This is a genomic window from Mycobacterium sp. (genome assembly GCF_035499775.1).
Taxonomy (GTDB): Bacteria; Actinomycetota; Actinomycetes; order Mycobacteriales; family Mycobacteriaceae; genus Mycobacterium.
Genome location: NZ_DATJYB010000016.1, coordinates 1 through 25,384, shown reverse-complemented (window position 1 = coordinate 25,384; position 25,384 = coordinate 1). Strand labels below are relative to the sequence as shown.

Here is a 25,384-nt window from a genome sequence, read left to right as displayed (position 1 = left end):
TACCTCAATCCCAGGTCAGGCCCCCGCGGCGCCACACGTATGCGTAGGCCACGAAAACCGTGAGCATGAATATCACCATTTCGACCAGCGCGAACCTCCCCAATTGGTCATAAGCGACCGCCCAGGGATACAAGAACACGATTTCGATGTCGAAGACGATAAACAGCATTGCGGTCAGGTAATACTTCACCGGGAACCGCTGCCCGGTTGACGCATGCGGACCGGCTTCCGCGGGTCCGGCAGGTCCGGTGGGCTCGATTCCGCATTCGTAGGCGGCCTGCTTGGACCGGTTGTACCGCGATGGGCCGACCAGGCTCGCGATCGCGACCGAACCCACGGCAAAGGCGGCGGCAATCGCTCCCAGTACCAGGATGGGTATGTAGGCGTTCAACTTGCTCCATGCTCCGTCGTATGGGCCGCCTCGAACGCTGCGGCCGGGCGGTGACCGGGCTTGCTGTGACGGGTCGGGTCTGGGGCCGTCGCAGTGACCTTCAACATAGTCGGGCTAAGCGCAGCGCACATGTCCGGGGTCGGGCTTTGCGCTGACTACTTGGGGATCTTGGCCGCGATCAGGGTTGCGATCCTGACCGCCTGCTCGGTGACGTTGTTCTCGCAGGCCGACGTTTCGACCACCACGTTGTTGGCGGAGGTCAAGGCCCGCTGACACGGCGGATCGCGGGGGTCGACCGGTCCCGAGGGAATGCTCAGTACGCCATTGATCGTGCCGAGCGGCCCCGAGGTGAACTGCGAAGTGACGTCCTTACCGGTAGTTCTGTCCTTATCGGTGACGGTGTAGCTGCGATTGGTGCAGGCCGACCAGCTTTGCGACGCGGTGTTGACGAACGCCGCTGCCGCCTGCGGCGAGGCAAACAACACAACACGCTGGTAAACGGCATGCGTGAAGGGCTGGTCCGGCTCGCGAAGCGATTGCCCGCGCGCGGCGGTCCAACCGCTCCCGGCGTAAACACCCGTCTGGCTCGGTGACGCCACGAATTGGCACTCCGGCGGTGCCACCACCCCCCTGGGCTCACTCAGCGTGTTGAAACTCGTCGAGACCGTCATCCCGGTGGCGCCCATCGCAGCATTGATTTCGGCGGGGCTGAGCAGGAGCCCGTCCAACGCGCCCGGTGCGCCCGGGGGCGCAGCGCGAGCCGGAGGCGCCGGGGCGTTGTTCGGGCCCTTGGTCGCGAAATAGATGCCTACGCCTGTGACGGCGGCCCCCGCGACGACCGCGGCGACGCCCAGCACCAGCCAGCGGTTGTCGCCCTTACGCCGCGGCGCGGGTCGCCGGAGCGCAGGACGCTCGGGTGGCGCAGACGTGGCGGGCCGGATGGTCGGACCTGGCTCGGTCAGCTTGGGATCGGCCGCCGTCGGCGCCGGGCGTGGGGCAGTGGGCGACCGGCGTGGCGCGGTCGGCGCCGGGCTTGGCGCCGTGAGCGCGGTACGCGCGGCCGCGGCCAGCTCGCCGGCGGTTTGGTAACGCCGCCCGGGATCTTTGGCCATGCCCAAGGCGACGACCTCGTCGAACCTGACCGGAATGTCCGCGCTGGCGCCGCTCGGCGCCGGCGGAGGCATGTTGAGATGCGCATTCATCAGCTGCGGAAGGCTGTCACCCAGATAGGGCGGTTGCGCGGTCAGGCACTCATGCAGCACACATGCGAGCGCGTATACATCGCTGCGGGCATCGGCGATGCCGGTCTCGAAGCGCTCCGGGGCCATGTAGCTCAAGGTGCCCAGCACGAATCCGGTCCGCGTCAATCGGGTCGCCTCGGCGTCGTGGACGATTCCGAAGTCGATCAGATAGACAAAATCATCACCGGTCAGCAACGCGTTCGACGGTTTGACGTCCCGGTGAACCAACCCGTGACCATGGGCCGTGTTCAGCGCCGCGGCCAGCTGCTCGATGACTCGCACCGCTCGCGCCGGAGGCATCGCTCCGTCGGTTCGCAGCAGGGTGTCCAGGTCTGTCCCGTTGACGACCGGCATCACCAGATACAGCTGGCCATCGATTTCGCCGGTGTCGTAAATCGGGATGATGTGAGGTTCGGCGAGCCGGGCGGCGGTGTGGGCTTCGCGGCGGAACCGGTCCCGATACCCGGGCTCGGCGCCCAGTTCGGCGGGCAACACCTTGATCGCGACGTCGCGCTCGATCATGGTGTCGTGGGCGCGATAGACCTTGCCCATGCCGCCCTCGCCGATCAGCTCCAGCAGCTGATAGCGACCGAATCCCACCGCTTCCACTCGAGGCCTTCCGCTTGAGTGCCGTCGCGACAGGTGCAGGCTAGCCCACTGATCCGGGTCGGAGCAAAGTTCGCGTCAACGCCGGATGGGGTCCGTCGTCGCTGGGACCGGCCGCGGCGACGGCGGCCGGACCCGCCGACAACGTTCTGACAGACCTCCAAGAAATCTCCAAGATCTGCCCGCCAACCTTCGTGCCTGTGGCGGGACCGGCCGGCCACAACGCCCAGCCCGCCCGGCACTAAAACCTGCAGACCACATACGACTTCCGGAGACGGCAGCTGCTGAAGGCCGGTGCTCACGCGGCGAGCGGACGAGGAGGTTGACGACGGCTGCCGAGTTTCGTCAAAAGCTGCGTTGCAGCGCAGCGCGGAATCTACGATATGGGGTTGTTTGTGACGTCGGCCGCGCTACGCGGTCCGTGCCAGCAGCAAACTATGGGGTCCTGGCCTTACCTGGAGCGGAAGTAGGTCCTGATGAAGAAGATGATCGTCGTGGTGGTCGCGGCCTTCAGCGCCGTTGCCGCCATCGTCCTCGGGTTGCTCGCGCCGTCAATCGGGGTGGTCCGCGCTGACCCGGGAGGATATCTCACCCCGGATGACGAGGATTGCCCGAATGCCAAGGCAGCTCAAGCGGCGCATCCTCAGCCCATCTGGATGCCGGGTTGCATCCAGGAGAAAAATAACCGCTGCGTCCTGGACAGCAGATGCCACGTCCCCGGCATGCCCTACCCGCAGACGCCGGCCTCCAGGCCGGCCGGGCAGGCTCCCGGTGCCCCGCCGCCGGTGAACGCTCCGGCGGCAAAGCCCGCGGTGCTGCCACCGCCGAAAGGCTTCGACGCGCCGCAGCAGGCCATCGATGCGGCCAGGAACGCCCCGGCGACGACGGTTGACCCGGCCAACCCGCCGGCGCACCCGACCGCGGCGAACTTCCTGCAACGGGTGCAGGACCTGATCGCGAAACGCAAGGTCGACCTCGTCAATGCCAACAACCAGGAACTGGCCCGGCCCCGCCATTGGGGCTTCCTCGACTACGACGCTTACCACCGCCCGGCGCTGTACAACCCGCTGAACGAGGCGGTGACGTTCCGGTACTTCTATAGCGGTGCCTACCGCGAGGTGTACGTCGCCGCCGGTGCTCGGGTGGTGCTCAATGTGGCGGTCGTCGGGGTGTTCCCGTTCACCGCGGTCAGTGAGAGCTACGTCGGGTCGGGCAGCTTCACCGGTGGGGCGTGGATACCGCCGGGCGGCTGGAGCGGCCCCCCGCCGCCGGATTACACCCCGCCCCGGCCGCCGGCGGTGTACACCGATGTCAGGGCCACCGTCCCGGCCACTGGCCAGACGATCCAGGTCGGCCAGGTGACGGTGGTGGGCCACGACGGCAGCCAGCCCCCGGGCAGCCAGGACACGTTCCTGCTGGACGACTCGACACTGGCCTGGGGTCAGGCAGGTGGTCTGGCTAACGGCGGCCAGATCACGGTGGCCAGAACCCAGTCGCTACCGGGTGTCGGCCCGATCGACAACGGCGACTTCCTGACCGCGCTGGCCGCGCAACCTCAGCCTCAGCCGGCCGGTTCCCCGTGGCCCTGGGTGGTGGGTGGCGTCGTGGCGGTGCTGGTCGTCGGGCTGATCGCATTGGTGCTGATCAAGCGTCGGAAGGACGCCGCGGAAAGGGAGGAGAGCGAGGAGCTAGCGAGCGGGAGTGCGTAGCAGCCCGAGCACCGTGCGGCCCAGCACAATCGGATCGATGGGGTGCGGCACCGCGGCCTCGGCGCGCGACCAGCGCGCCAGCCAGGCATCGTCGGGCCGCCCGGTGATCACCACGATCGGCGGGCAGCTGTCCAATTCGTCTTTCAGCTGCTTGGCGATTCCCATGCCGCCGGTGGGTGTTGCCTCGCCGTCGAGGATGGCGAGGTCAATACCGCCCTCATCCATCGTGCGAATCACCATCGGTCCGGTCGCCACCTCGACGTAGTCGAACTCGGGCAGCTCCGGATGCAGGCGCTTGCCGAGCGCACGCATCACTTCTTCGCGGGCTTGGACGTTGTCGCTGTATACGAGGATCCGCAAAGCGTCGGTGGAGGCGGGCACGGTGCAGATGGTACTGGGGCCCTGGTGGATTTACCGAGGAGGCCGGACCTACCGGGGCGCCCGCGCGAAGACGGCTTCGGCCGTTACCGTCGCGGTCTCGCTCATCACTCCGGCCATGTTCCAGTCCACGCCGAACTTGAATCGATCGATCTTGGTCTCCCCGGCGATCCGGATCGAGCCGTCGCCGAGCTCGGTGATCGTCACGGGCAACGGCACCTCGGCGGTGGTGCCTTTGATGGTGAAGGAAGCCCGCAGGTCGGCGGCCTTGCCGGTGGTTGGTTGCAGGCCGGTGACGACGACGCTGATCTCGGGGAAGCGCGCGGCGTCGAAGAAGTCCTCCGAGAGCAGATGCCGGTCGCGGCGGCCGATACCCGTGTGCAGTGAGGCGACGCGGATGTCGACGCGGCCGAAGACCGCGCCCTTGGCGGTCAGTTGCCCGTCCCCGGTGAACTCGGTGAACCGGCCTTTGACCGGTACTACGCCCCACATGTTCTTGATCTTGAAAGCGATGGTCGACCGGTCCGGGACGAGGTTCCATACGCCGGCTGTGTCGGGATCGTTCAGCAGTGTTTCCAGGGTCGTCATCTTCACCTCACCGTTTGCGTTCCAGCCGGTTGGCCGCCGGGTTCGAGCAGCGGGGCAATCCCGGCCGGATCGAAGTACTCGTCGATGCGGCTGATCAAGCCGTTCGCGCCTACCTTGATCATGATGCACACGCGCAAAGAGATCGATTGGCCGGCGTGGCCGCTGGCATCCAGGATGTGCTGCTGCACGAAGCCCCGGACCGATCCGTCGTCGAAGAACTGACGGTCGAGAATCCGGTAACGGCGCTCGCTGGTCACGCCGATGAACCAATCGATCACTCGCAGCGCGCGGGCCTTGTCGTTATCCCGGCTGGCGCCCACCCGCCACACCGCGATGTCGTCGTCCCACAGTTGATCGACCTTGGCCCGGTCGCCGTTCTCGATGGCGGTGAACAGCTGGTTGGCCACGTCGTCGACGGTGTCGGCCTCGACCTTGGGCGTATGCGCCATGTGCTCGCTCCTTCCTGCCGGTCAGGTACCCGATTAGCCCTGCGCGTATCCCGGATGTGCGACCGACAATCGATGCAGCACCAACGCCCGCAGACTGGCGCAGACCTCTGGAAGGTATCCGTCCAGCTGACCGGCCCTGATCGCGGCGGCGAGCTCGGCCTCGTCGGCGACCCCGAGCTCGGCGAGCGCCGCCTGGGTAGCCGAGTCGCCCGCGTCGAGCAACTCGCGCTCGACAATGCGCAACGCGTTGGCGGCCACTCGGGCGTGGAAGTTGACCTGCCCGCTGGTGGCCTCGCGGACATCGCCTTCGAGGAATTCGGCGACCGCGGCGACCAGCTCGGCAGCGGTCGGCCGGCCATGAATGCTGCCGTTCACGAGACCCCCTCTTCCAGCAGGTCGAGCAGGTCCCACTCGGTCTCACAGACCCGCCGGCCGATGGCCGCCAACTCAACCGAACGGACCTGTCCACTCAAATGGCGCTCGGCCTGGTGACGGCAGATGACACCCCAGCGCAGTGTGGCCAGCGCCATCCACCAGCGAAACGCCGCCCGGTCGACGGCGAAGCCGCTGTACTCCTCGTAGGCCCGAAGGAAGCTTTCGATACTGCCCAGGCCCCCGGCCCCGCGGGCGTCCGGCGCGCCGAACCGCCAGGCCCGGATGCAGAACCAGGCCAGGTCTTCGTATGCCTCCCCGACGTGCACCAGCTCCCAGTCCAGAACGGCGGCCAGATCGGATCCGTCCACGATCAGATTGCCCATCCGGTAGTCGCCGTGGACCAGAACCACTTCCTCCGGCGGCGGCTGATTGGCGGCCAGCCAGCGAAAGCCCACCTCGAACGTGGCGGTGGTGTCGCCCATCGCATCGAGCCGTTCGCGCCAGTGCGCGAGCTGGTCTTCGCAGACCAGGGCGGGGTCGCGGGGATCGGCCCGGTGAATGGCGGCCAGCGCCTGGGCGCACTGTCGCAGCAGGCTCACGCGTTCCCATTCGTCGAGCCGACGATGGATGCGACGCACGATCGTCTCGCCCTTGATCTCGTCGCAGATGAGAAACGGATTGCCCAGTGCGGCAGGCGAATCGTCGGCGACCAGGATATGCGGGACCGGTGTGCCGGCCGCGGCGGCGGCGGCCTGGGCGCGGGCTTCGAGCTCCATGCTGGCGTGCACGTCGTCCTGCGGCCCGGTGCGCAGGATCAGCGGCCGGCGTGTCTCGCCCGTGACGGCGTCGAATGCCCAGGTGGTTCGGCTGGCGCCACCGGTCAGCTGACGCAGGTTGTCGATCGCGGTATACGCGCCGAGCGCCGGCGCCAGCACTGTGGGTAGTGAGGCGGCCAGCTCTTTGGCTGACGTCACTTGGCCACCTGGCTGGACTTGGCCTCCTGAGACTTTGTCTCCCGGCCGAACTTGAACAGTCGCTGGGCCACTCGGCGTATCTGAATTTCCTCCGCGCCCTCGGTGATCCGGTAGCGACGGTGGTGGCGGTAGATGTGCTCGAACGGCTCGTGACGGCTGTAACCGAGGCCGCCACAGATTTGCATCGCCCGGTCGGCGGCGTCGCAGACCAGCCGGTTGGCGCGGTAGTTGGCCATCGACACTTTGTCGGAGACCTCCATGTGGTGGTCGCGGTCCAGGTGCCAGGCCGCGTAGTAGACCAGCAGCCGCACCATCTGGGCTTCGGTCTGCAGTTCGGCGAGCGGCCATTGCACGGCCTGGTTCACCGACAGTGGCTTGCCGAAAACGATGCGTTTCGCCGCGTATTCGGCGGCGCGGTCGATGCAGTACTGGGCCGCACCCAGGCTGCTGGCCGCCTGCCGAATTCGGTTCTCGTGCAAGAAGGTCTGCGCGACCTCCAGTCCCCGGTCCACCTCGCCGAGCACCGCGTCGGCGGGCACTCGCACGTCGGTCAACTCGACCTCGCCGTGATCGGTGGGCATGTTGAACGTCCACCAGTAGTAGGGGACCGCGAATCCCGGTGCGTCGGTGGGCACCAGAAACGCGGTGATGCCCCGGGCCTGTCCCGGCTCACCGGAGGTGCGGGCGAAGATCAAGTCGTGGGTCGCCCGGTGCACGCCGGTGTTGAAGCGTTTGGAGCCGTTGATCACCCAGTCGTCGCCGTCGCGTTCGGCCTGCGTTTCCAGCCACGTCGCGTCCGAGCCGTGCAGCGGTTCGGTCAGGCCGAATGCCATGGAGCGTTCCCCGGTGATCAGCGCCTCCGACCAGTCACGGCGCTGCGCGTCGGTGCCGAACCGCTCCATCATGATCACCTGCGGGAAGTTCCCGACGATCGAGGACTCGTTCTGTAGGTCGTTATGCAGGCCAAGACCCTTGTGCGCCAAGTGCTCCCGGATGACTGCCATATCCACATTGGTGCCGTCACGCCCACCCAGTGACGCCGGCAGCGCGTAGCGCAACCAGCCAGCCTTGTCGGCCCGTCGGCGCATCTCGGTGAGCAGATCCTCCCACTCCCGGGTGGGGATGCCGTCGTTGTCCACGTCAGTGCGCGCGAATTCCCGTCGATGGTCGAAGTACTGCATGTTCTCGGCCTGCAGCGGGGCGATGTCACGCTCGATGAAGGCATCCATCTCGGCGAGCAGCGGCGGAAGGTGTTCTGGCAGGGTGAAATCCATGTCGAGCCCTTTCTGAGGGAGCCCAAGCTATTCGTTTTGGTAGCCGGGGTGGGAGACGTTCAAGCGACGATTGACCAGGGTCCGCAGATACGACGTGACGTCGTCGGCGCGGTCGTCGAGGTGGCCATCGCGAATCGCGGCGGCCAGTTGCGCCTCGTCGGAGAACCCCAGGGCCGCGAGCGCGTCGCCTGAGGCCGCGTCGTCGGCCGGGTCGGCCAGCAGTTGGCGCTCGACAATCCGCAAGGCCTCGACGGCCGCGGCGAGCTCTCGCTGGGCGTCTGGCTTGCTGCTGTGGACCTCGGCTTCCAGGAATTCGGCGACCGTCGCGACCAGTTCGGCCGCCGTCGGGCGCCCGTGCAGGGCGTCACCTGACGTCATCGATGCACCCCTCTCCGTGTGTCATCCGAGCAGGTCTTTCCACCCCCGTGACGGTATGTGGTTGACGGGCGCGCTTGAAGGGTCGCTCAACGAGTATTGCCCGATCTCCTCAATGGCTCTTCCATCGAGCAGGTTGAGCAGGTCCCACTCGTTCTCGCATATCCGCCGACCAATCGCCGCCAACTGCAACGGGGGGTGCTTGATCGCCGACCACTTTTGCGCCTGCTCACGGCGCAGGATTCCGGTGAAGAGCGTAGCCATCACCAGCCACCAGTGAAAGCCCACCCGATCGACGGTGGTGCCACTGGCCTCCTGGTAGGCGTGCAGGAAGTTCTCGATGCTGCCCAGGCCGCCGGCACCCCGGCCGGCCGGTGCGCCGAACCGCCACGTCCGGACGCAGAACCAGGCCAGATCCTCGCTCGCCTCGCCGACGTGGACCCACTCCCAGTCGAGCACGGCCGTCAGGTCATGTCCGTCGACAATGAGGTTTCCCATCCGATAGTCGCCGTGCACCAGGACCGCGGGCGACGGCGGTGGCTGGTGGTTAATCAGCCAGCGAAACGCCCACTCGAAGGGGGCACTGACGACGCCCTGCTGATCGAGTTTGCGGCGGCAATGCGAGATTCGTTGCGGGCGATAAGGCTCGGGGGTCCTCGCGTCGACCCTGTGGATCGCGGCCAGCGCGCGGGCACACTGGCGCAGCAGCTGCGCCCGGCCGCCTTGTGGGTCGGCCCTGTCGAGTTGATAGACGATGCGTGAGTAGTCCGTTTCGCCCTTGACCATCTCGCTGATCAGGAATGGATGGCCCAATACCCCAGGGGAGTCGTCCACAGCGACGATGCGCGCGACAGGCACTCCCTGCATCGCCGCGGCGACCTGCGCGCGGGCCTGGAGCTCAAGGCTGCCTCCCATTCCTTCGGCTTGCCCCTCGTACAGGATCAGCGCGCGACGCTCAGAGGGGGCGACAGCGTCGAATGCCCACGTGTTGCGGGAGGTGCTGCTTGCCAGCGGGCGCAGGTTCTGGATTGCGATGTCGGCTGTTTCGAGACCCAGCGGTGGTCCCAGCACCGCGCGCAGGCTGTCTGGCAGCGACGCGGGTGCGGTCAACACGGGACGAGGTGCGCTTTGCATGCTGCGGTGCTTTGCCTTGACTACCTGAGGGAGGCTTTCGACGGTTGGCTTGCGCGTGACGGCCGAGTCCGGTCCGGTGTTGTCCGCGAGGTCATTCCAGCAAATCCCGCCACGCGCCGGAAGACATGCGACGAGCAGGCGCTTGTGGAGGGGGTTCCCCGATGTCTTCGATGTCTTGGAGGGGTCCCGCCTCGATCAGATTGAGCAGGTCCCACTCCGCCTCGCAGACCTGACGGCCGGTTAGCGCCAGTTGCGTCGCGTGGGAGTCCTCACGCGACAACTGCACCCCTCTCAACCACTCCTCCGCCTGATCACGCAGCGTGATACCCCGCACTAAGGTGCCCATTACCCGCCACCAGTGGAATCCCACCTGATCGACGGTTGTGCCGCTGGCCTCCTGATAGGCGTGTAGGAAGCTCTCGATGCTGCCCAGGCCGCCGGCCCCCAGGCTGGCCGGCTCGCCGAACCGCCAGGGCCGTGCGCAGAACCAGGCCAGATCTTCGTTTGCCTCGCCGATGCGCACCCACTCCCAGTCGATCACACCCGTGAGGTCCGTTCCGTCGACGAGGAGGTTTGCCATCGAATAGTCGCCATGCACCAAAACCGGAGGCGCCGGCGGTGGTTCGTGCGCGGTCAGCCAGCGATACACCCACTCGAAGGTCGCGCCCGGACGGTCAAGGGCATCGAGACGGAAGCGGCATCCCATGAGTCGATGCTGGCGCGGCTCCTGGGGGGTGCTTGCGTCGATGCGGTGGATGGCAGCCAGCGCGTACCCGCACTGGCGTAGCAGCCGCGCACGGCCGTCTTGTGGGTCGGCACGGTCGAGTTGGTCGACGATGCGAGAGTAGTCGCTTTCTCCTTTGACCATCTCGTTGATGAGGAACGGAAAGCCGAGTCCATCATCGGTGTCGTTGCCGGCCAAGAAGCGCGGGACGGGCACACCCAGCGCCGCGGCGTGTACCTGTGTAGTGGCCTGCAGCTTGAAGCTGCTCCCGTCTTGTCCGGTCCGCCCCTGGTACAGGATCAGCGGTCGACGATAAGACGGGGTGACAGCGTCGAATGCCCACGTGGTGCGGCGCATGGTAAGCCTCAACACGCGCAGGTTGTCGATCGTGATGTCCGCTGGGTCGAGGCGCAGCGGCGGTGCCAGTACCGCCGGCAACCTGTCGGCCAGCCCCTCAGGGATGGTCACCGACCTACCACCGACTGCGCTAGCGACCGTACAGCGTCTTCTTCCATACCGTCGACAGCGTAGCGATGGCGTCGCGATCGTTGATCCGAATTCCCAAACCGGTCGTATCACCCGGCGGCACCACCCCGAAAACAGTGGTGAACTGTTCGAACAGCAGCGCGATGGCGGCGGCGATGTGCTGCGGATCGAGGTCGTGACCGTAGCCCTGTTGCTGAGCGCGCCGCACCGAAGCGGCGACGATGTCCATCCCGAAGCGCCGGAATTCGTTCTGCAGTGCGGCAAACCGTTGCTGGGTGGCGCCCAGCTGGTCGATCGCCACCATGATCCCGATGTTCTGCTTGAAGATGGTCCAGTACCCGGTCACCACCGAGTCGAAAAATTCGCTGTCGTCCGGTGATTCGGGCAGCTGCACGGAAAGTCGTGCCGAGGAGAGCACGTCGTGCAGGAAGGACTCGGCCAGCGCGGCCAGCAGGTCTTCTTTGTCGGCGAAATAACGATAGAACACCGCCGACGACTTGCCCGCGGCCGAGGTGATGTCGGCCAACGTGGTGCCGTGAAAGCCGCGCTCGGCGAACAGTTTTCGGGCAGCCTGCTCGATCGCCTCACGGGTTCGCTGGCCCTTCGCGGTCAGCGACGGCGACGGTTGCGGGGACATGCCCGGATCAGCTTCGAATCCGGTCGCCGGCACGCAGCAGAGCGCTGGGCAGGTCATGGCCGACAACCGATTTCGCGACGTTCGCCGCGTCGATTGCGGCCTGCAGGTCGACGTCGACGTCGATGTCGCTGTCCCGCAACAGGTACACCAGGTCCTCGGTGGCGATGTTGCCGGTGGCGCCCGGTGCGAACGGGCAGCCGCCCAGCCCGCCGACCGAGGCGTCCAGGCGGGTGACGCCGGCGCTGACCGCCGCGTAGGCGCTGGCCAGCCCGGCTCCGCGGGTGTTGTGGAAATGTCCGCCCAGCGGCATGTCGCCGAGCACTGGACGCAGTTGGGAGATCAGCGAACTCACCCGTCGCGGCGTGGTGGTGCCAATCGTGTCGGCGATAGAGAACCGGTCCACGCCCCGCTCACGGGCGGCGGCGGCGATGTCGAGGACCCGCTGGGGCGGGGTGGGTCCTTCGAAGGGGGAGTCCCACGCGGTGGCCACGATGACCTCGACGGTGACGTCACCTTCGTGCGCGATGGCGACGATCTCACCGATCTGTTCGGTGGCCTGCGCGCTGGTACGCCCGACGTTGGCCAGGCTGAACGCGTCGTCGGCAGCCACCACGTATTCGATCGAGCGCAGCCCGGCGGCGATGGCCCGCTTGGCGCCGTTGGGGCTCGCGACCAGGGCGGAGAACTCGATGTCGGGGTAGTTGTGCAGCTGGGCGGCGAGCTCGGCGGCGTCGGCCATCGACGGCACTTTCGACGGGGAGACGAACGCTGTGGCCTCTACCTCGCGCACTCCGGTGGCGGCGACCGCGGCCAGCAGTTCCAGCTTGGCGGACAGCGGGATTGGCTTCTCGATCTGCAGGCCGTCGCGCAGCGACACCTCGCGAATATCGACATGTCGCGTTGTCATAGGACCTCCTCGGCACGCAATTCGGCGAGCTCCTCGGCGGTCTTGCCCAGCAGCCCGATATAGACGTCGTCGTTATGCCGACCCGGATGCGCGGGGCCGGCTGTGCGTACCCTGCCAGGGGATTCGGAGAGCACCGGCACGATCCCCGGCCCCAGGACGTTTCGCTCGATCCGTTCATCGAAGTGTTCGACCAACATCCCGCGTGCCCGCAGCTGTGGATCGTCGACCACCTCGGCGACGGTGTTGATCGGCCCCGCGATCACGCCTGCGGCGCTGAGGGTTTCGATGATCTCACCGGGTTGTCGCTGGGCGGCCCACGCGCCGATGATCTGGTCGAGTTCGTCCTGGTTACGGCCACGCGCACCATGCGTGGCGAACCGGTCGTCGGTGGCCAGTTCGGGACGCCCCATCGCCTTGCACAAGCGGGCGAACACGGTGTCCTGGTTGGCTGCGATCACTACCCAGGAGCCGTCGGCGCTGCGGTAGATGTTGGACGGCGCGATGCCCTCCAGCCGGGTGCCCGACGGGCCGCGCACCACGCCACCGACGTCGTAGTCGGGAATCGTGGATTCTTGTACGGCCAAGCAGGATTCGGTGAGCGCGACATCGACCACCTGGCCCTTGCCGGTGACGCTGCGCCGGTAGAGGGCGGCCAGTGCGCCCTGCGCGCCGAACATGCCGGCCAGGCTGTCGCCCAGCGACAGCGCCAGGCGAGGCGGTGGTCCGCCGGGAAAGCCGTTGAGGTGTCGCAGCCCGCTGGCCGCCTCGGCCACCGATGCGTAGCCGGCCTTGTGTGCTTCGGGCCCGGTCTGGCCGTAGCCGGATACCCGGACCAGGATGATGCCCGAATTGCGTTGGCTGAGCACGTCGTAACCCAGGTTCCACTTCTCCAGCGTGCCGGGGCGGAAGTTCTCCACGACGATGTCGGACTTCTCGACTAGGTCCAGAAACAGCTCCCGGCCGCGCGGCCGGCGCAAGTCCAGGGTGATGGCTCTTTTGTTGCGGGCGTGCACCGTCCAGAACACGTGGTGCCCGTCCAATTCGGCCTGGCCCCAGGTGCGCAACGGGTCCGGGGCGCCGGGTGGTTCCACCTTGATCACGTCGGCACCCATGTCGCCGAGCAGTCGCCCGGCGAACGGGCCGGCGATCAAGGTGCCCAACTCGAGTACCCGGATGCCGTCCAGCGGCCCGGCGACCGTCATTCGGCGCTCGCGAAATCGTGCCGCTGTAGCCAGTCGGTCACCACGTCGACGGCTTGGCGCAGCTGGGCGCGCTGGGCGGGGCCGGCGTAATAGTGTGTGGCGCCGGGTATTTCGTGCATCTCCTTGTCTGTATGGCCGATCGCGTCGAACAGCCGCCGGGTGTGGCTCGGCGTGCACGCGTCGTCGGCCAGGTTGCCGATCACCAAGGCGGGGATCGCGATGTCGCGCCCGCAGGCCACGCCGTCGCCGCGGGCCTCGTCGTAGCTCCATTGCGACAGCCAGCCGCGCAGCGTCGAGAACCGGGCCAATCCGACCGGGCTCATGTTCACCACTTGAGGATCACCCAGATAGCAGGTGCCCTTGGTGCGTTCGTTGGGATCGACAGCCGGGTCCAGCCAGCGCGGGTCGGCCATGGTGCCGTGCACGACGAAGCCGAACTCGTCATCGGGCCGGCCGGCCGCTTTCAACTCGGCCAACTTGTCTTTGGCCCATGCCGTGATCCGGCGGTTGCGGTCGATCTGGGCCTGCCGGTACCGGGCCAGAAACTCCGCGCTGTACGGCGGTTGATTGGGGTTGTCCGGGTTGTACAGATCCAGCTCCGGATCGCGCTTGGTCGGGTCGGATTCGTCGAGGATCGACGCGTCCAGCCATTCGGTCAGCGTGCCGTGCCTGCTGATGTGCGCGGCCAGCAACATGATGCCGTCGGCGGGCGGCAGCTCGAGCTTCGTGAGGTCCGGGCCGTCGCCGGACGGGCTGGAAGTGATCGTCGCGTGCTGCGCCTGCTGCTGGTAGAACACCGACAGCGAGCCGCCGCCACTCCAGCCGGCCAGCACCACCTTCTGATAGCCCAACCGGTTCTTCGCGTCCTTGATGCACTCGCCGAGGTCCTCGACGACCTTTTCCATCAGCAGCGCCGAGTCGGTACCCCGAAACCGGCTGTTGCAGTAGATGACGTGGTGACCGGCCCGGGCCAGCGCGTTGATCATCGGCAGGTAGGCGCCGCCGCCGATCGGGTGCATGAACACCAGCACGGTGTCGCTCCCCCGGTCTTTCGGCTTGAGCAGATAGCTCTCCAAGACGGTGATCTCGGCGAGCCCGCCGTAGACGTCCCGGACGCCGGAATTGTTCTGGAAGGCAACCAGATAGGGGATCCGGTCGTAGTCGTGCTTCACGGCGGGTTTCGTCATTGGTGTTGTCCTAGGTCGTGGGCCAGTACTTCGGGCGACGGCGTCAAGCGACGGCGGGTGTCGACGGCGATGACCTGCCAGTCGACCCGGGAATACTCGTCGAACTTGCGGCGCGCGCGTTCCCGGGCTTTCTCCGGCGCACCGTGATGAACCCCTTGCGGCGCATGTGAAATCAGGCCCGGTGGCATCGGGATGCCGTAGAGCGAGCCGGCGTGGAAGAACGCGATCTCGTCGTAGTCGACGTTGCGGTGATACCACGGTGTGCGTTCGGTGCCGGCGACACCCTCGGCGGGCCTGGGCAGAAAATTCATCACGTAGACACCGGTGGCCTGCATGAACAGATGCACTGTCGGCGGCAGGTGCATGCTGTCGGAGGTGATCACGTTGTAGTCGGTGATGTTGAACGTGAACGCGAAGTTGTCGCCGCGCCAGCCTTCGACGTCGATCGGATTATGTTGGTAGTAAAGCGTTGTCGGCCCGCCTTCATGCATCAGCCGGACCTGGTACTCGTCGCGTCCGTCGTCTTCGATCGGTGCCGGGTCGGGGATGGTGGCCTGCGACGGGTCGAACGGAAAGTGCCGGCCCAGCGAGCCGGGCGGGGGTACCCGGAACTCGTCGGTGGCCTCGATCATCAGCAGCGTGGTCTCGTTGTCGGGCACTTGGCGCCAGGTGGTGGCCTTCGGGAGGTAGACCCAGTCGCCCTGCCGGTAGCGCAGCTGCCCGAACTCGGTTTCCAGCAGACCGTCGCCGTTGTGGACGAAGCAGAGCAGGTCGCCGTCGACGTGGCGGATGTAGAACGGCATCGGTTCACTGCGGCGGCTCAGCAGGATGCGGCAATCCGGGTTGCTGAACATCAGCAGCGGCCCGCCGTCGGCGTCGGCGGCATCGCTGGGTTTGAGTTGGTCGGCCAGCACGTCGACCGGCCGCAACGGGCCGACCGCCCGGTAGGCGGTGGGGTCGTGGCGGCGGTAGATGTTGGCGGTCCGGCCGGTGAAGCCGCCGCGGCCCAGCTCGTCGTCCTTGAGGCCGTCAAGATCGGCGTGCACCCGTCGTGGGGTCTTGCCTTTTCGCAGGTGAACGAAGGATTCCATGCGTGACTCCAGGTCGCTTTGGCACAAAACTAAAAGTGATATTACTTTCTCTTTCGAGCGGGCACAAGAGCCGCGAATCAACTGCGAGGCATGGGGCGGCGGGCTACGGTATTTGTCGTGACAGGACAGGTCGCACGGTCGTGCCGGAAGCCCGTGCTCGCGAACGCCGCTGCGGCACTGCTGGTGGTCGCCGTCGCCGTGGGGTGTGGCGGCGGCTCGCCTGCGCCGACTTCCCAATCGGCTACGGGCACCACCAGTGCGACGGCTGGCACGTCGACCCGGTCTGGATCGACGTCCCCGTCTGGATCGACGACACCGAGTGCCGGTGCGCAAGACCGGTTGAAAGCGATGCTTCCCACTGGGCTCAAGTGCAAACTGGACGACGGTGGTTTCGCAGACCAACCCAAATCGATTGCCAGGGCGGTGTGCAACGAGGGGGCGCCGAGTCTGGTCGTTTACTGGCTCTTTCCCGATGCGGGCACATTGGCAAGCGGCTTCAACAAGCCACTCCGGGCGGATTTGAATGAAAGTTATGTCGCGTGTCCCGGGAAGGGCCCGTCACCGCAGGACTGGCACAGCACGGCCAATCCGCAACGAAGCGGCAAACTTTCCTGCATATCCGCCCAGGGGACGGGCGGCCCGAAATCTGGGACGTACCCCAGTGTTCATTGGACGGTCGACTCGCAGTTTCTGCTGGGCTCCGTCGGGGGAGACAAGCACCACAGCCTGAGTGAGATCTATCAATGGTGGGCGGGGCAATACCAATAGGACCGTCGACTTAGGAGCTACGCAATGAAGCCCGTTGCCTTCCTCACGTGTGCGCTGGTCGTTATGGCGCTCGCTACCGGAGGTTGTTCGTCCGACGCGTCGAACACGTCGCAGCCGCCGGCCTCGTCGTCAGGCGAGTCCGCGGCACCGGCGAAAGGCCCGAAGGTCACCGCGACGATCAAAGTCGGGCAAAAGCCCTGGGGTGTCGCGGTCGATTCGATCGCGAAAATGGTGTATGTCACCAACTCTGGCGACGACACGGTGTCGGTGATCGACGCCGGGTCCAACACGGTGAAGGCCACCATCAGGGTTGGCAAGAACCCCAGTGGGATCGCGGTCGATCCGCAAGCGAAGAAGGCCTACGTCGCCAACACCGGAGACGATTCGGTGTCGATCATCGACACCGGGTCCAATACCGTCGGCGCGCCGCTGCGGGTCGGGAAGGCGCCGCACGCAGTGGCGGTGGATCCTGACGGCCACATCGTCTTCGTCACCAATCAGGACGACGGTTCGGTGTCGGTGATCGACACGGCCGCCGCGGCCGTCACCGCCACCACCGCGGTCGGAAGGAAGCCGGCGGGTCTGGACGTGGACGTGCCCGGCCTCTCCGTGTATGTGACCAACTCCGAAGACAATTCGGTGTCGGTGATCGACGTTGCCTCGCGACAGGTCGCCAACACAATCCCGGTCGGAAAAGGTCCGGATTGGGTGCAGGTGGTCGGCTCACTTGCCTACGTCACCACCGCCGGTGACAACGCGGTGTCGGTGATCGAGACCGCGTCCGGCAAGGTCACCGAAACCATCCCGGTCGGGAAAACCCCCGACGGATGGGTGGCCGACCCGGGCAGGCACACCGCGTACATCACAAATTCCGGCGACAATTCGATGTCAGCGGTCGACCCGGCGGCCCGAAAAATCACCGGCACCGTCAAGGTCGGAAAAGGCCCGAAGGGCATCGCGATCGACCTGACCACCCACCTCGTCTACACGACCAACGCGGGCGATGGAACGGTGTCGGTGATCGCCACCCAATAGGGCCGGTCAGCCCCGGACGCGCACTACCACCTTGCCTTTGGCGCTGCGATTCTCCAGGGAGGCGACCGCGGCGGCGGCCTCGTCGAGTGGATAGACCACCGGCTCGGGGGCAGCCAGTCGGCCCGAGGTGAGCAGTTGCTCGAGTCCGGCCCACTGCTCGGCAAGAGCCTTGGGGTGCGTCGCCGACCAGGCGCCCCAGCCGACGCCGACCACGTCGATGTTGTTGAGCAGCAGGCGATTTACCTTGACCGTGGGAATGTCCCCGCCGGTGAACCCGATTACCAGCAGCCGCCCGCCGGGGGCCAGGGACCGCAGCGAATCGGTCATCCGGTCGCCGCCGACCGGGTCGACGACGATGTCGACGCCGCGGCCGTCGGTCAACTCCTTGACCGCATCCTTGAACCCGTCGGCCAACACCACGTCGGTCGCGCCGGCCGCGGTCGCGATCCGGCCCTTCTCCTCGGTGCTCACCACCGCGATGGTCCGCGATGCCCCGAGCGCCGGCGCCAGGCGCAGCGCCGACGTTCCGATTCCGCCGGCCGCCCCGTGCACCAGCACCGTCTCGCCCTGGCGCAGCCGGCCACGTTCGTTCAGCGCGAAGTACACGGTCAGGTCGTTGAACAGCACGCCGGCGCCCGCCTCGAAGCTGACGTTGTCCGGGAGCCGGAACGTACGGTCGGGCGACAGCACGGCGACCTCGGCCATGCCGCCGGTGAGCATCGTCAGACCAAGGACCCGGTCGCCGGCCTGCCACGGACCGCCGTCCGGTGCCGATCGGACCACGCCGGCGATCTCGGCGCCGAGCACGAACGGCGGGTCCGGCCGGTACTGGTAGAGGCCGCGGGTTAGCAGCGCGTCCGGGAACGCCACGCCGGCGGCGTGCACCTCCACGACCACGCCGTCACCGGTGGGTTCGTCGACCTCTCCCACCTCAACCGCGTCCGGACCGTCTAGCCGAGTCACCTGTGCTGCGCGCATGGCGAACAGGGTACTGCCGGTTCGGCAGCCGCCCGCGACCCGCACCTGCTCGAGTGGGTGGACGACGTCCTTGACGTCGACATCCGAGGTGACTTCGTCCAGGTGACGCGGTGTTCGTGGGCCGCCGCTAACGTGGCCTCATGGATTCCTTTCCGCTTGGTCGCTTTACCGTCGCCCGGATCGGCTTCGGCGCGATGCAGCTGCCGGGCCCGAACGCGTTCGGGCCACCCCGGGACCGCGACGAGGCGCTGGCCGTGTTGCGGCGGGCGGTCGAACTCGGGGTCGACCACATCGACACCGCCCAGTTCTACGGTCCCGACGTCGCCAATGAGCTGATCCGCGAGGCGTTGTATCCGTATTCGGAGAACCTGGCGCTGGTGAGCAAGGTCGGCGGCCGCCGCGACGGCGAAGGCGCCTGGCTGCCGCTGGCCGAGCCCGCCGACTTGCGCCGTGACATCGAAACCAACCTGCGCACCCTCGGGGTGGATCAACTGGCGGTGGTCAACCTCCGGCTGATGGAAAGTGAGGAGCCGGATCAACTGTTCGACGACCAGCTTTCGGTGATCATCGCAGCCCGCGACGAGGGGCTGATCGGCGGAATCGGCCTCAGCAACATCACCCGTGCGCAGCTACTGCACACCTTGCAGCGCACCGAAATCGCCTGCGTGCAAAACGCTTTCAACCTCGTTCACCGGGCGTCGGCTGATGTGCTGGATGAATGCCGCGAGCGCGGGATCGCGTTTGTTCCGTTCTTTCCGCTGGGGGCGGCCTTCATGCAGCCCAACCCGGTGCTGACCAACCCGGCGGTGCTGAGCGTCGGCGAACGACTCGGTCGCACGCCGGCACAGGTCGCACTGGCCTGGACGCTGAGCGTCGCGCCCAACGTGCTGCTGATCCCGGGCACCTCGTCGGTGCGGCACCTGGAGGACAACCTGGCCGTCGGCTCCGTCGAACTCGACGACGCTGCGCGCGAGGAGTTGAACGCCGCCGCCGCGTGAGCGCGTTATGGGCGCCGGCTACGCAACGGGTTGCGGCGCTGCGGCGAACCTGGGGAACAGCGCCAGTGCATTCTCCCGGTCGATCGCTGCGCGGGCGTCGGCGTCGAGCCCCGGGTAATTCTCCAGCCCGGCGGCGTAGAACTTAGCGACCTCGAGGTAGGCGAAGGGCCAATCCGACCCGAACGTGATGTGCCCCGGCTTGGCGAAGGCGAGCAGGCTAGGCAGCGCTGCGGGGGTGGAGGACAGAGCGGTGTCGAAATAGAAGCTCGAGAACTCGTCGAGTGACTCGGCGAAGTCGCGCCCCGTGGCGTAGGTGATGCCCATCGCCAGCCGATAGCTGGCGAACGGAACGAAACCGCCGGCGTGACTGAGAATGAACTTGATGTTCGGGTAGCGTTGCCGTATCCCGTTGCGCACCAAAAGGTATGCCGCACGGGTGGTGTCGAGCGGGAAATCGGTGGCGAACGGGGTGATGCCCGGCACCGCCGGCCCGGGCAGTTCGGCCGGATGGATGAACACCACAGCCGAACGTGCGTCGAGCGCGGCGTACAGCTCGTCCTGGCCCTCTTCACCGATGTAGACGCCAGCATTGTTGGCCAGCAGTATCAGGCCGTCGGCCTTCAGCTCGTCCAGCGCGCGCACCGCTTCGGTGACGGACTCGTCGAGGTGCGGCATCGGCACGGTGGCGAAGAAGCCGAACCTGTCGGGCTGGCTCTTGACGAGATCAGCCCCGTAGTCATTGAGGTCACGCGCGAGCGAGGCCGCGTCGGCCGGATTGGTCACAAATGTGGTCGCCGGGGCCGACACCGACAGCACGGCCGCAGCGATGTCGACCTCGGCCATGGTTTCCAGGGAGGCCTCCGGGCTCCAGTCCGGCATTGACCGTCCACCGGCATCGTCGATGCCGGCAGCCCGCAGGGCTTTGCGGTAGTCGGGCGGAACCATGTGGTGGTGGGTGTCGATTCGCAACATGATGTGCTCCCTTCTGATGGTTAATCTTCGCAGATGGTTGTGCGTAGGTCGGCGGCGCCGGATAGCGCGGGCACCGTGTCTTCGCGGCGCAGCAATGACTGGCCGGCGGTCTTGAACTGAGCGAGCTTGTCGATGATATGCTCGCCCTCGCGGGTGTGACCCCAGATGCTGATGCCCTGATGAGTCGTTGGCTCCCAAGTGTTTTCGTCGACGACGATGGGGTTCCAGCCGACTTCCCATTCGAATCCGGACGGCGTCATCGCGTAGTAGGACAGTTCGCGGTCGTTGGTGTGCTGACCGACCCCGAGCGCCATCTGAAAGCCGAGTTGCCGGACGCGCTGATAGGACGCGGTCAGGTCGTCGAGGTCGGCGACCTGAATGTTCAGATGCTGGACCCGGGTGCGGATCGGGTTGATCGGCAACCGATTCACCGCCGCGATCGCCACCGAGTGGTGGCGCTGGTTCACCCGCAGGAAGCGGATCTTGAACTTCAACCCGCTGATCGTCTCGTCGATGTAGTCGCTGAGTCGGGCGTCGAACACGGCGCCGTAGTAGCCGCGCACCTGCTCCGGCTTCTTCGACGTGACGGCGACATGGCCGATCCCGCCGTCGCCGGTGACGAAACCGCCGCGTACCGCCATGTCCAGCGGTGCGGCGCTGTCGCGCGCAACGGTGAAGATCTCCTGCGCAAGGCCGTTCGGCCCGGGGAAGCGGGCCATCCGCTCGACCCCGCGCAGCGCGGCTTCCTCGGCGGTGCCTTCGGTGATGGGCACGCCGTGGCGGCGCACCCGGCCGATGATTTCGTCGAACGTCTCGTGATGGTCGAGTTGCCACCCCAGTGCCACCACGTCCTCGGCCGGGCCGCACCGCAGCAGGAAGCGGCACTCGTTGTCGTCGAGGCGGAACCGCGCGACGTCGGGCAGGCTGTCGTCGAGGTGCATTCCGATGGCGTCGCGACCGAAGCGGCGCCAGTCGGTGAACTTGTTGGTCTCGATGACGATGTAGCCGAGTGCCACGTTGCCGAACACCGACCGTGCCAGCGCGGTCATGATGCGAAACCCGAACTGCCGGAGAGGAACTCGGTGACGAGCTGGTTGAAAAGCTCGGCGCGCTCCCACTGCATCCAGTGACCGGTGTGCGAGGTCATGACCAGCTGGGCGTTGGGCATCGAGTTGATCAGCATCGGCCCACCGGCGGGGCGGTTGACCTTGTCGTCGCGGCCCCACAGCACCAGCGTCGGCGTCGCGAGCTGCCGCAGCCGCTTGTCGCGGGTGAGGTCCATGCGCCACATGGTGCGAAGGGCACTCGGACCGGACGGCCGGCGCAGTGGCGGATGGGCCACCACCTCCGGATCGATCGACGCCGTATACCGCAGTGCGATCAACTCGTCGGGGACCGAAGCGCCGTCGTAGACCAGGTAGGTGCGGATGAAGTTTTCCAGCTTCTCGCGGCTGGGCCCCTCGCCGGCGTAGTAGGCCAGCAGGTTCTTCAGCCCGGCGGTCGGTGCGCCTCTGGTGGTTCCGATGCCTCCGGGGCCCATCAGCACCAGCTTGTCCACCCGGTGCGGGGTGTCGAGCGCCAATCGCAGCGCCGCCGCGCCTCCGTAGGAGTTGCCGAGCAAATGCGCGGAGTCGATGCCAAGTTCATCCAGCAGCCCGCGGATCATGTCGGCCAGATACCCGAACGGGTCGGACTGGTCAATTCCCTTGTCGGAGCGGCCATATCCGGGCATATCCGGAACAATCACCCGGAACTGCCGGGCGAGCGCGTCGATATTGCGCGAGTAGTTGGACACTCCGGACGCGCCGGGCCCGCCGCCGTGCAGCATCACCACGGCGGGCCCGTCGCCGGCCTCGGCGACGAAGATCGGCTTACCCGCGACCGTGACGGTGCGTTCGTCCAGTGCGGTGGTGGTCATGCGATGGCTCCGATCTTGCTGGTTGCGACGGCGTTGCCGACGTGGCTCGGTGGCGGCGGCAGTGCCTGCCCGGATTTGGCTGCCGCGTAGATGAATCCGTCGGGACGTACCACCAGGGCCACCGCGTCGTGCTGCTGCAGCCAGTGCACCAGGGTGCCGCCCATGTCGCGGATGGTGCCCGGTTGCAGCCGGGATTCGGGTCCGCACAACCGCAGTGCAGGTAAGCCGCGGTCGGTCCAGGCCTGCGCACCGAACGGGGCATCGCCGGTGTAGAGCAGCATCCACTGGTTACCGAGAACGTCATCGAGGCGCACGGTTGCCCCGTCGGTGTCGATGACCCACGGCTGCGGGATCTGCCAACCGGCTGCGCCGTGTCCGGCGGCCAGGAAGCCGTCGCGGTATCGGGCGTGGGGGATCCACATCGATTTCTGCAACCGCGTGCCGGCCGAGGGAAGACGGATGATCGCGCGAAGGGCGTGATTACGAAGGGCGGCAACGACTTTGTTGCGTTCGGTGATGATCCGGCCGACGAACACCGCGCGCCTGGTCACCTCGGTGACATGTGGCTTGCGCTCGGCCTGATAGGAGTCCAGCAGCGAGTCCGGCGCCTGTCCGCGCAGCACAGCGGCGAGCTTCCAGCACAGATTGGCCGCGTCGCGCACCCCCGCCGACATGCCTTGACCGATCCACGGCGGCATCGCGTGGGCGGCGTCGCCGGCGAGGAGCACGCGGCCGACGCGCCAGCGATCGGCGACGCGGACATGGTGGCAATAGACCACCGCGCGCAGCACCTTGACCTCGTCCTCGGTGATGCCCTGAGCGTTGAGGACCTTCCACACCTCCTCGTCGGAAACCAGTTTCCGATCGTCCTCACCGGCCCGCGCGGGGTACTCCCAGCGGTGATGGCCGAGCGGGGTCGGGCAGTCGACGGTGGGCCGGGCCGGGTTGCAGTGGAACCGGAGTCGGTCGTGGGCGTCCCTATGCTGTAAGACCTTGGTGTCGATGACGACCCAGCGTTCGGCGTAGGTGCGTCCCGAGTAGCCGACGCCCAGCTGGCCGCGGGTCGGCGACGAGCCGCCGTCGGCTGCAATGACATACGACGCACGCAGGCGCTTGAACGTATCGGTACGCAGGTCGGCCAGCATCAGCTCGACCCCGTCATCCTTGGTCGTAACCCGCAGGCATTCGTGCTCAACCAGAACCTCGACATTCGGGAACCGGGCGACCCCTTCGCGCAGCACCTGATCCACTGCGGGCTGGTACAGGAACTGCTGCGGCGGGTGCCCGCTCCCGCGCGGGGTGACCTTCAAGTCGATGAAGGGCCGGCCGTCGGCGTCGACGAACGCGAGCGGCCGATCCGGCAGCATGTCCTGCTGCAGCCGCTCCGCCAGGCCGACCGACTGCCAGATGCGCATCACCTCTTCGTCGGTCGAAATCGCCCGGGCCCGTCCGTAGATGTCCGGATCACGTTCGATGACAACCACTTTCAAGCCGAGCTGGCCCAGAAGGTTCGCCGCGGTGGCGCCGGTCGGGCCGTAGCCGATTACAGCTACGTCGTAGTTAGCAGGCTCCATCGTTGCCGCCTTTCGGGGTTGTACTGTAGTGATCGCTACGGTAATGTAGTGATCACTACGGAGTCAAGACCGTATTTAATCGAGTTACCGAGGAGGTGGCCGTGGCCAACCAAGCCAAGCAGGAGACACCGAAGCGCCGGCGCAGCCGGGCCGACGGGGAGTTGTCGCGCGCCCGAATCCTGGATGCGGCTACCGAAATCGCGGCCGAGCGTGGTTACGAGGGCACCAGCATCGCGCTGGTCAGCGCCAAATGCGGGCTGCCCGCCAGCTCGATCTACTGGCACTTCAAGGACAAGGACGACCTGATCGCGGCGGTGATCGAGCGCAGCTTCGGTGCGTGGCTGGCGGCGTGGCAGGTGCCTGAGGTCCCGGAGCAGATCTCCGAACAGGATGCCGAACAGCATGTCGTGGATCTGCTGATCGAGAACGGCAAAGCTCTGTTGGATTCGCCCGATTTTCTGCGACTGGGGCTGATGTTGGGTCTGGAACGCCGGCCTGTCGAACCGCGCGCCCGCACGATGTTCCTGCAGGTCCGCGCGCGGGCATTCGAGGAGCTGATCGGAGACTTCCGCAGGTTCGTGCCGGACCTGACCACCGCGGAGGCCCAGCAGTTGGTGCTGTATGGGGTCGCGGCTGCCGACGGACTATTCATCGCCAAGGAGATCGGCGGCGACGCGGTTGACCTCCTCGCCCTATTCGAGATGCACGGACAGGCGATATACCACCTGGCCCGCCGGATGGTCGAGCAGAGGACACAGCGATGACACGGACCGCGATTGACGTCCGCGAGGCCGCCGAGTTCTTGTATGCCGCCCAGATCGGCCGGGCGCCAATCGATCCGCTCAGCGAGCGCTATCCCGGCCTCGGCGTCGCCGACGCCTACGCCATCCAGCAGGCGAACCTGTCCCGCCGGCTGGGCGAGGGGCGCACCCTGGTCGGTCATAAGATCGGGCTCACCTCAGCGCCAATGCAGCGGCTGCTCGGCGTCGACGAGCCCGACTTCGGCTACATCCTCGACGACATGGTGCTGGCCCCCGACGTGGTTACGCCGGTCGCCCGGTTCTGCGCGCCCCGAGTCGAACCCGAGGTCGCCTTCCTGCTGCGCCGGCCGCTGCGCGGATCAGGGGTGACGGCTGAGGACGTATACGCCGCAACCGAAGCGGTCGCCGTCGCCCTGGAGATCGTCGACAGCCGAATCGCCGACTGGCGTCTGACCCTGCCGGACACCGTCGCCGATAACGCCAGTTCCGGGGCCGTCGTGTTGGGCGACTGGGTCCCTTTCCGCGACCGGATCGACTTGCCGCGCGCACAGGCGTCGTTGTCGCTCAACGGAACCGAGATCGACTCCGGTCTGGGCTCGGCGGTGCTGGGGGACCCGGCTGTGGCGGTGGCGTGGCTGGCCAACGCGCTGGT

26 protein-coding genes are annotated in these 25,384 nt (G+C 66.8%); 5 read left to right on the top strand and 21 right to left on the bottom strand.

Features of this window, described 5'->3' with window-relative positions:
- Positions 1-4: 4 nt before the first annotated feature.
- Entirely contained in the window at positions 5-391 is a 387-nt protein-coding gene (locus VML93_RS00935) for an NADH-quinone oxidoreductase subunit A (RefSeq protein ID WP_325606712.1), read from the bottom strand.
- Positions 392-546: 155 nt separating this feature from the next.
- Positions 547-2,241 carry a serine/threonine-protein kinase PknH/PknJ gene (locus VML93_RS00930; RefSeq protein ID WP_325606710.1) on the bottom strand — a complete coding sequence of 565 codons (1,695 nt, stop codon included), beginning with the start codon at positions 2,239-2,241 and terminating at the stop codon, positions 547-549.
- Between the two features lie 473 nt (positions 2,242-2,714).
- On the opposite strand from VML93_RS00930, the gene VML93_RS00925 reads away from it, so the two are divergent.
- Complete coding sequence (locus VML93_RS00925) at positions 2,715-3,947, top strand: hypothetical protein (RefSeq protein ID WP_325606708.1); 1,233 nt, start codon at positions 2,715-2,717, stop codon at positions 3,945-3,947.
- Here VML93_RS00925 and VML93_RS00920 read toward each other — a convergent pair.
- The 14 genes from VML93_RS00920 to VML93_RS00855 all read right to left on the bottom strand — a co-directional run bounded on the left by VML93_RS00920 (position 3,927) and on the right by VML93_RS00855 (position 15,728).
- Positions 3,927-4,328 (bottom strand): hypothetical protein, encoded by a 402-nt coding sequence (locus tag VML93_RS00920; protein WP_325606706.1) that lies wholly within the window; start codon positions 4,326-4,328, stop codon positions 3,927-3,929. The two genes, VML93_RS00925 and VML93_RS00920, sit on opposite strands and share 21 nt — an antisense overlap.
- A 48-nt stretch (positions 4,329-4,376) precedes the next feature.
- Positions 4,377-4,913 (bottom strand): YceI family protein, encoded by a 537-nt coding sequence (locus VML93_RS00915; protein WP_325606704.1) that lies wholly within the window; start codon positions 4,911-4,913, stop codon positions 4,377-4,379.
- Between the two features lie 2 nt (positions 4,914-4,915).
- The gene (locus VML93_RS00910; RefSeq protein ID WP_325606702.1) at positions 4,916-5,362 is read right to left on the bottom strand and encodes a nuclear transport factor 2 family protein; all 447 of its coding nucleotides are present in this window, start codon (positions 5,360-5,362) and stop codon (positions 4,916-4,918) included.
- Between the two features lie 33 nt (positions 5,363-5,395).
- Positions 5,396-5,737: a DUF6285 domain-containing protein gene (locus tag VML93_RS00905; RefSeq protein WP_325606700.1), complete on the bottom strand. Its 342-nt coding sequence runs from the start codon at positions 5,735-5,737 to the stop codon at positions 5,396-5,398.
- Positions 5,734-6,711 carry a phosphotransferase family protein gene (locus VML93_RS00900; protein ID WP_325606698.1) on the bottom strand — a complete coding sequence of 326 codons (978 nt, stop codon included), beginning with the start codon at positions 6,709-6,711 and terminating at the stop codon, positions 5,734-5,736. Before VML93_RS00900 ends, VML93_RS00905 begins: the two co-directional genes overlap by 4 nt.
- Positions 6,708-7,985: an acyl-CoA dehydrogenase family protein gene (locus tag VML93_RS00895; RefSeq protein ID WP_325606696.1), complete on the bottom strand. Its 1,278-nt coding sequence runs from the start codon at positions 7,983-7,985 to the stop codon at positions 6,708-6,710. The genes VML93_RS00900 and VML93_RS00895 overlap by 4 nt, the downstream gene beginning before the upstream one ends.
- A 27-nt stretch (positions 7,986-8,012) precedes the next feature.
- Positions 8,013-8,363 (bottom strand): DUF6285 domain-containing protein, encoded by a 351-nt coding sequence (locus VML93_RS00890; RefSeq protein WP_325606694.1) that lies wholly within the window; start codon positions 8,361-8,363, stop codon positions 8,013-8,015.
- A gap of 21 nt (positions 8,364-8,384) precedes the next feature.
- Entirely contained in the window at positions 8,385-9,494 is a 1,110-nt protein-coding gene (locus tag VML93_RS00885; RefSeq protein ID WP_325606692.1) for a phosphotransferase family protein, read from the bottom strand.
- Between the two features lie 91 nt (positions 9,495-9,585).
- On the bottom strand, positions 9,586-10,686 hold the full coding sequence (locus VML93_RS00880) for a phosphotransferase family protein (RefSeq protein WP_325606690.1): 1,101 nt from the start codon (positions 10,684-10,686) through the stop codon (positions 9,586-9,588).
- Positions 10,687-10,705: 19 nt separating this feature from the next.
- Positions 10,706-11,341 (bottom strand): TetR/AcrR family transcriptional regulator, encoded by a 636-nt coding sequence (locus VML93_RS00875; RefSeq protein WP_325606688.1) that lies wholly within the window; start codon positions 11,339-11,341, stop codon positions 10,706-10,708.
- A 7-nt stretch (positions 11,342-11,348) separates the two neighbouring features.
- Positions 11,349-12,248: a hydroxymethylglutaryl-CoA lyase gene (locus tag VML93_RS00870; protein WP_325606687.1), complete on the bottom strand. Its 900-nt coding sequence runs from the start codon at positions 12,246-12,248 to the stop codon at positions 11,349-11,351.
- Positions 12,245-13,450, bottom strand: a complete 1,206-nt coding sequence (locus VML93_RS00865) for a CoA transferase (protein ID WP_325606685.1) — start codon at positions 13,448-13,450, stop codon at positions 12,245-12,247. The genes VML93_RS00870 and VML93_RS00865 overlap by 4 nt, the downstream gene beginning before the upstream one ends.
- Positions 13,447-14,622, bottom strand: coding sequence for an alpha/beta hydrolase (locus VML93_RS00860; RefSeq protein WP_325606730.1), 1,176 nt, complete (start codon positions 14,620-14,622; stop codon positions 13,447-13,449). The genes VML93_RS00865 and VML93_RS00860 overlap by 4 nt, the downstream gene beginning before the upstream one ends.
- An 11-nt stretch (positions 14,623-14,633) precedes the next feature.
- A complete protein-coding gene (locus VML93_RS00855) occupies positions 14,634-15,728 on the bottom strand; it encodes a homogentisate 1,2-dioxygenase (RefSeq protein ID WP_325606683.1) in 1,095 nt (364 codons plus the stop codon).
- Between the two features lie 792 nt (positions 15,729-16,520).
- On the opposite strand from VML93_RS00855, the gene VML93_RS38410 reads away from it, so the two are divergent.
- Positions 16,521-17,531 carry a beta-propeller fold lactonase family protein gene (locus VML93_RS38410; RefSeq protein WP_349256593.1) on the top strand — a complete coding sequence of 337 codons (1,011 nt, stop codon included), beginning with the start codon at positions 16,521-16,523 and terminating at the stop codon, positions 17,529-17,531.
- A gap of 6 nt (positions 17,532-17,537) precedes the next feature.
- On the opposite strand, the gene VML93_RS00835 is transcribed toward VML93_RS38410, so the two are convergent.
- Positions 17,538-18,509, bottom strand: coding sequence for an NADPH:quinone oxidoreductase family protein (locus VML93_RS00835; RefSeq protein WP_325606681.1), 972 nt, complete (start codon positions 18,507-18,509; stop codon positions 17,538-17,540).
- A 140-nt stretch (positions 18,510-18,649) separates the two neighbouring features.
- Between VML93_RS00835 and VML93_RS00830 the strand changes: the two genes are divergently transcribed.
- Positions 18,650-19,507 (top strand): oxidoreductase, encoded by an 858-nt coding sequence (locus tag VML93_RS00830; protein WP_325606679.1) that lies wholly within the window; start codon positions 18,650-18,652, stop codon positions 19,505-19,507.
- 18 nt (positions 19,508-19,525) lie between these two features.
- Here the strand turns inward: VML93_RS00830 and VML93_RS00825 are convergent, their stop codons facing one another.
- From VML93_RS00825 to VML93_RS00810, 4 genes are read right to left on the bottom strand one after another with little or no spacing between them, the layout of a single operon-like run.
- Positions 19,526-20,479: an amidohydrolase family protein gene (locus VML93_RS00825; protein ID WP_325606678.1), complete on the bottom strand. Its 954-nt coding sequence runs from the start codon at positions 20,477-20,479 to the stop codon at positions 19,526-19,528.
- Positions 20,480-20,499: 20 nt separating this feature from the next.
- The gene (locus VML93_RS00820) at positions 20,500-21,528 is read right to left on the bottom strand and encodes a VOC family protein (protein ID WP_325606676.1); all 1,029 of its coding nucleotides are present in this window, start codon (positions 21,526-21,528) and stop codon (positions 20,500-20,502) included.
- Positions 21,525-22,397, bottom strand: coding sequence for an alpha/beta fold hydrolase (locus tag VML93_RS00815; protein WP_325606673.1), 873 nt, complete (start codon positions 22,395-22,397; stop codon positions 21,525-21,527). The genes VML93_RS00820 and VML93_RS00815 overlap by 4 nt, the downstream gene beginning before the upstream one ends.
- Complete coding sequence (locus VML93_RS00810; protein WP_325606671.1) at positions 22,394-23,971, bottom strand: bifunctional 3-(3-hydroxy-phenyl)propionate/3-hydroxycinnamic acid hydroxylase; 1,578 nt, start codon at positions 23,969-23,971, stop codon at positions 22,394-22,396. The genes VML93_RS00815 and VML93_RS00810 overlap by 4 nt, the downstream gene beginning before the upstream one ends.
- Positions 23,972-24,072: 101 nt before the next feature.
- Between VML93_RS00810 and VML93_RS00805 the strand changes: the two genes are divergently transcribed.
- Both VML93_RS00805 and VML93_RS00800 read left to right on the top strand, forming a co-directional pair.
- Complete coding sequence (locus VML93_RS00805; protein ID WP_325606667.1) at positions 24,073-24,735, top strand: helix-turn-helix domain-containing protein; 663 nt, start codon at positions 24,073-24,075, stop codon at positions 24,733-24,735.
- Positions 24,732-25,384: 2-keto-4-pentenoate hydratase (locus VML93_RS00800; RefSeq protein WP_325606665.1), on the top strand; the 653-nt coding region annotated here is incomplete at its 3' end. The genes VML93_RS00805 and VML93_RS00800, both read left to right, overlap by 4 nt.